We start from the raw sequence: 4,053 nt of genomic DNA, 5'->3' as shown, positions 1-4,053 counted from the left end.
TCGAGTTGGTGACCGCCCCAAAGGACATCGCACGTGATGTGCTGGCCGCAGTTAGGGCACGCGAATTTGATATCAGCCATAATCGTAAGCGTTATCGGCCATTCCCGGATCGCCACGCTCCCGCAGATAAGGAATAGCGCCAGTAATTCCAATGTACAGCACCGCCGCCCCGTCGAGTCAAGTCAAACGAAGCCCCCCTCAGCAACCCCTCCCCGGTGGGGCGAGGCTCCGGCCGAGCCCTGATCAATTCTCCAGCCTGCTGCCTTGTTCGCCCGACCCGTCTCATCTACTCCGGGGCCGCAGGCAGACGACGGATGCCCGTGGAAGGTTACGCTGAAACTTGGATAAAAAATGGGTTTGCCTCGAACTTTTTCACGGATTTCAGCGTCTCAGTGAGCAGTGTGGGCGGCGGCGCGAATGTGGCGGAAAACCGGCGGTTTGAAATTCCGGTCACGGCTGTTCGAAAATTCGCGGCGTAAAGGCGTCATGGATTCGTCTGGTCCTTCATTCTGTAACTGGCCCCTTCAATCACAATGGTCTCGGCGTGATGGAGTAGCCGGTCCAAGACAGCCGAGGCGATAGTGCTGTCATTGTTAAAGATCGAAGGCCACTGCTTGAAAGGTTTGTTCGTCGTCAAAACGATGGAACCGCGTTCGTAGCGCTGGCTGATCACCTGGAAGAGTAGGTCGGCACCGTGCTGGTCAATCGGAAGGTAGCCGACCTCGTCCAATATCAATAGTTCCGGGCCCAAATACCGCTTGAGTTGCCGTTTGAGCAGGCCGCGCTTTTGAGCGGCGGACAGATCGTTGATGACGCTGATGGCATCGGCAAAGAGGACCGAATAGCCCTCCTGACAAGCGGCATAGCCCAAGGCGGTGCCTAAGTGAGTCTTGCCTAATCCGACGTTGCCCAGCAGTACGACGTTGGCCTTCTGCGAGACGAACTCCAATCGAAAGAGATTTTGGACCTGGAGCCGATTGATTTTCTTAGGCCAGTCCCAGCGAAACTGCTCAAGAGTTTTAATCACCGGGAACCGAGCGGCTTTAACCCGCCGTTCAATGACGCGCTGGCGGCGTCCGGTATATTCGCCTTCGATTAACCGCCGCAGGTATTCGACATGGTCCCACTGCTGTTGAGCGCTTTGTTGGGCCACTTCCAGATGGTGTGTTTGCAGGAAGGGCAGTTTCAGGTAGTCCAGATGCTGTGAGAGTAAGGAAGGATTGGGTTTCATGGGTTTGGTTTAGGTTCGTAGGGGGTGAGATCGGCCGGGGGCAGTTCCAGTTCCAGAAGATCCTGCCGCCGGGTTAGGTGCAAGGCGCCCGGCGAGACCTCGGGTCGTTCGCGTTGTTCCAGGATATTGGCAATGTATTCGCAGCCGTACGCCTCGAAAGCCAACGCGTCCTGGAGTGCGCGGTTGACCTTTTCCGGGCCGTAGATTTCGCTCAAGGCGACGATCTTCTGGATGTGATGCCGGCTGTTGAGGCGCTTGTCTTCCAGTTTGCGAGCGTAAGCTTCGGCGTGGGTACTGAGGGCCAGGAACGCTAGCAACAGAGTTTGCTCGCGCGCTTTCTTGCGCTGCACCAAAAGGTCCTTGGTATGATCGGGGTTGCTGATTTTCTGACGGCGGTCGTAGCAGCGTGGATGAGTGGCGATGAGGGTTTCGTGGTGAAAGAGTAGCACTTGATCGGGATAAAGCTTGAGGGTGAGCTTTTGCGAGGCGTAGAGGTGCGGCACCGAGTAGCGATTGGTGTCCAACACGACATGACAACATCCATTGGCGCCGATGGGACGCACAACGGCGCAGTCGTAGGGCATGACCGGCAGTGGCCTTAACCGAGGCTTCTCCTGGGTGAACAGGTCGATGGGTTTTTGATGAGTTTCACCGTGAATGCGGACATTGGCCACAGTGTCCCGCCATTGAATGGCAGCTGGACGGACTGCGGCGAAAGAAGGGATTTCCAAGCCGTTGAGGAAGTTTTTCTTCACGTAGCCCACGCCATTTTCTACGCGCCCTTTTTCGTTCCCCTTCCGGACGTTGCAGGCGACTGGCTCGAAGCCGTAATGGGCCGCCAGATCCAGGTAGCGCGGATGAAACAGCGCTTTCTGGCCGGAAGGATGACGCAGCACGCCGACCTTAAGGTTATCGATGACTACCTTGGCACTGACCCCCTGAAAAAACTCAAAGGCATGGCGGTGACAGGACAGGAACTGTTCCATGCCTTCGGACAAGGTGAACTCCACATACATCATCCGGCTGTAACACAGCACCATGACAAAGAAGCTTAAGCGTCGGCGGGTCGAACCAACGGCTACGGAACCAAAGTTGCCCCAGTCCACTTGGGCACAATCGGCTGGGGAAAACTCCAGCATCAAATAAGCCGGCTTGCGCACCGGCCGGACCTGGCGCACGAAATCCTTGAGGATAGTGTAGCCTCCAGCGTAGCCCTGCTGACGCAGCTGCTGCAGGAGTTGCTGGGCGGTGTAGGGGTGGCGCTCGAGCAGGGCGGCGATTTGGCCCCGGAACGAATCCAACTTGCTGGCACGCCGGGTTGCCTGGCGCTGCTGATAGGTGGGTTGCTCGATCCATCGCTCAACCGTCTTGGGATCCAGGTGAAGTTCGGCGGCAATCTGAGAGACTTTCAAACCCTTCTCGTCGTGAAGTTGGCGCAACTGGCAGTACGTTTCGTAATCGATCACTTAGCGCCTCCCTCCAAAGCCCGGCGTAAAACCTCGGCAACCGATTGCGCCTGTCCGGTTCGCGATGAACCCGGGCTGGCGGACGCTTCTGGGTGATCCGGCAAGGCGAGAACCTGGTAGAGCGGCTTTCGGTAGGCAATCAGATCGGCTTGGACCAGTTGCTGGCGAGCGGCCGACAATGCCAGAGTGTCCATTTTCAGATGCCGACCGATGGCGGGATCGGAGTAGTAGCTCAACCCTTGGGCGTCGGCGACGGTGACCAGGAATAAATACAAAGCCCAGGCACTGTGGTCAGCCCTGGGAAGATAATCGTGGCGGACCAAGCGATGGTCCACCCAACTGAAGCTCGGGGGAATGTGGCGCAGCCGTTGAGGCTGCAACAGATGCTTGCTGATCATAATAAGGATCGGGCAGTCGTTAACATTTTTCCGGGCTCAACAAGCCCAGAATGTTCCGCCCTCGAAGTAGCAGTTGGCGGGCGGTGACCGCTATGTCCTCTTGTAACGTACTGCCCGTGACCATCGAGATAAGCCCCACAAAAGCAGGGTCTTGCGTCAGGCAGTCATCTTGTAACGTACGGGGCAGTTCTCTCGGTACGTTACAAGATGACTGATCGATGTTAGCTGCTTGGTTTTCAATGACTTGAATGCGTTGAGCCGAGCGCTTCTTTCTCCTCCAATATCCTGGATTGCTCCGGCGCCATGCCTGCACACGGCTGACCTCCTCCGTGCCGCGGAAGTAATCGCCATTCCCATTCTTGCTGAGCCAACGCCGTTGGCTGGCAGCCTTGCTGGCTTGTCGGCAGCCGGGTTCGAAACAGTAACGCTGACGGTCCGCCGTCCGCGGATCAGGAACAAAGAACTTACTGCAACAACGACATTTGCGTCGGTTCTGCGAACGGGTCATGGTGCGCCGAACGTGCGAAGAACAAACCCGCGAAGAAAACCAAAAAGAAGACGCGGAAGAAAAACCAACTCGAAGAAGGAAGAAGAGGCTTAACGCTAATTGCCGGAAGAAAACGCCCGGGAAGAAAACGGAATTTCAAACCGCCAGCTTTCCACCACTTTCATTCCGCCGCTGACACCTCTGGGGGATCACGTCGTTGGGCAGGCCCTCTACCCCTCCCAGCTTTCGGCCAGAATTGGCCTCATCGAGCAGAGCCTTTTCAGGTTGCAACGCATTGTCCTGCCAGCGGTTATTCACGTGCCTACATTCTGGGAGCAAATGGATACCTGATAAAGCCAAGCAAGACGGATGAAATGTTGAAGATGGCCAAAGGCATCAGAGATTTCTGGCTCATTCTAAACCGCAATCCAGGAGCGATGGGAACCCCGTGACCACTGTGAAGCCAGCGTC

The 4,053-nt window shown here is 56.5% G+C and carries 4 protein-coding genes; all 4 read right to left on the bottom strand.

Annotation, left to right across the window (positions count from 1 at the left end; genetic code table 11):
* Nucleotides 1–484: 484 nt before the first annotated feature.
* The gene (gene istB / locus VK738_17515; GenBank protein HTD24461.1) at nt 485–1,231 is read right to left on the bottom strand and encodes an IS21-like element helper ATPase IstB; all 747 of its coding nucleotides are present in this window, start codon (nt 1,229–1,231) and stop codon (nt 485–487) included.
* On the bottom strand, nt 1,228–2,697 hold the full coding sequence (gene istA, locus VK738_17510) for an IS21 family transposase (protein HTD24460.1): 1,470 nt from the start codon (nt 2,695–2,697) through the stop codon (nt 1,228–1,230). The genes istB and istA overlap by 4 nt, the downstream gene beginning before the upstream one ends.
* Nucleotides 2,694–3,095, bottom strand: a complete 402-nt coding sequence (locus tag VK738_17505) for a hypothetical protein (protein HTD24459.1) — start codon at nt 3,093–3,095, stop codon at nt 2,694–2,696. The genes istA and VK738_17505 overlap by 4 nt, the downstream gene beginning before the upstream one ends.
* A 643-nt stretch (nt 3,096–3,738) precedes the next feature.
* The gene (locus VK738_17500) at nt 3,739–3,900 is read right to left on the bottom strand and encodes a hypothetical protein (protein HTD24458.1); all 162 of its coding nucleotides are present in this window, start codon (nt 3,898–3,900) and stop codon (nt 3,739–3,741) included.
* Between the last annotated feature and the right edge of the window lie 153 nt (nt 3,901–4,053).

The organism is Terriglobales bacterium (assembly GCA_035487355.1).
In the GTDB taxonomy this organism is placed as follows: domain Bacteria; phylum Acidobacteriota; class Terriglobia; order Terriglobales; family Acidobacteriaceae; genus QIAW01.
This window is presented reverse-complemented; position numbering and strand designations above follow the sequence as displayed.

What these genes read in the sequence shown, in the direction of transcription:
- istB (HTD24461.1), bottom strand. Translation starts at nt 1,231, where the DNA reads ATGAAACCCAATCCTTCCTTACTCTCACAGCATCTGGACTACCTGAAA.
- VK738_17505 (HTD24459.1), bottom strand. Translation starts at nt 3,095, where the DNA reads ATGATCAGCAAGCATCTGTTGCAGCCTCAACGGCTGCGCCACATTCCC.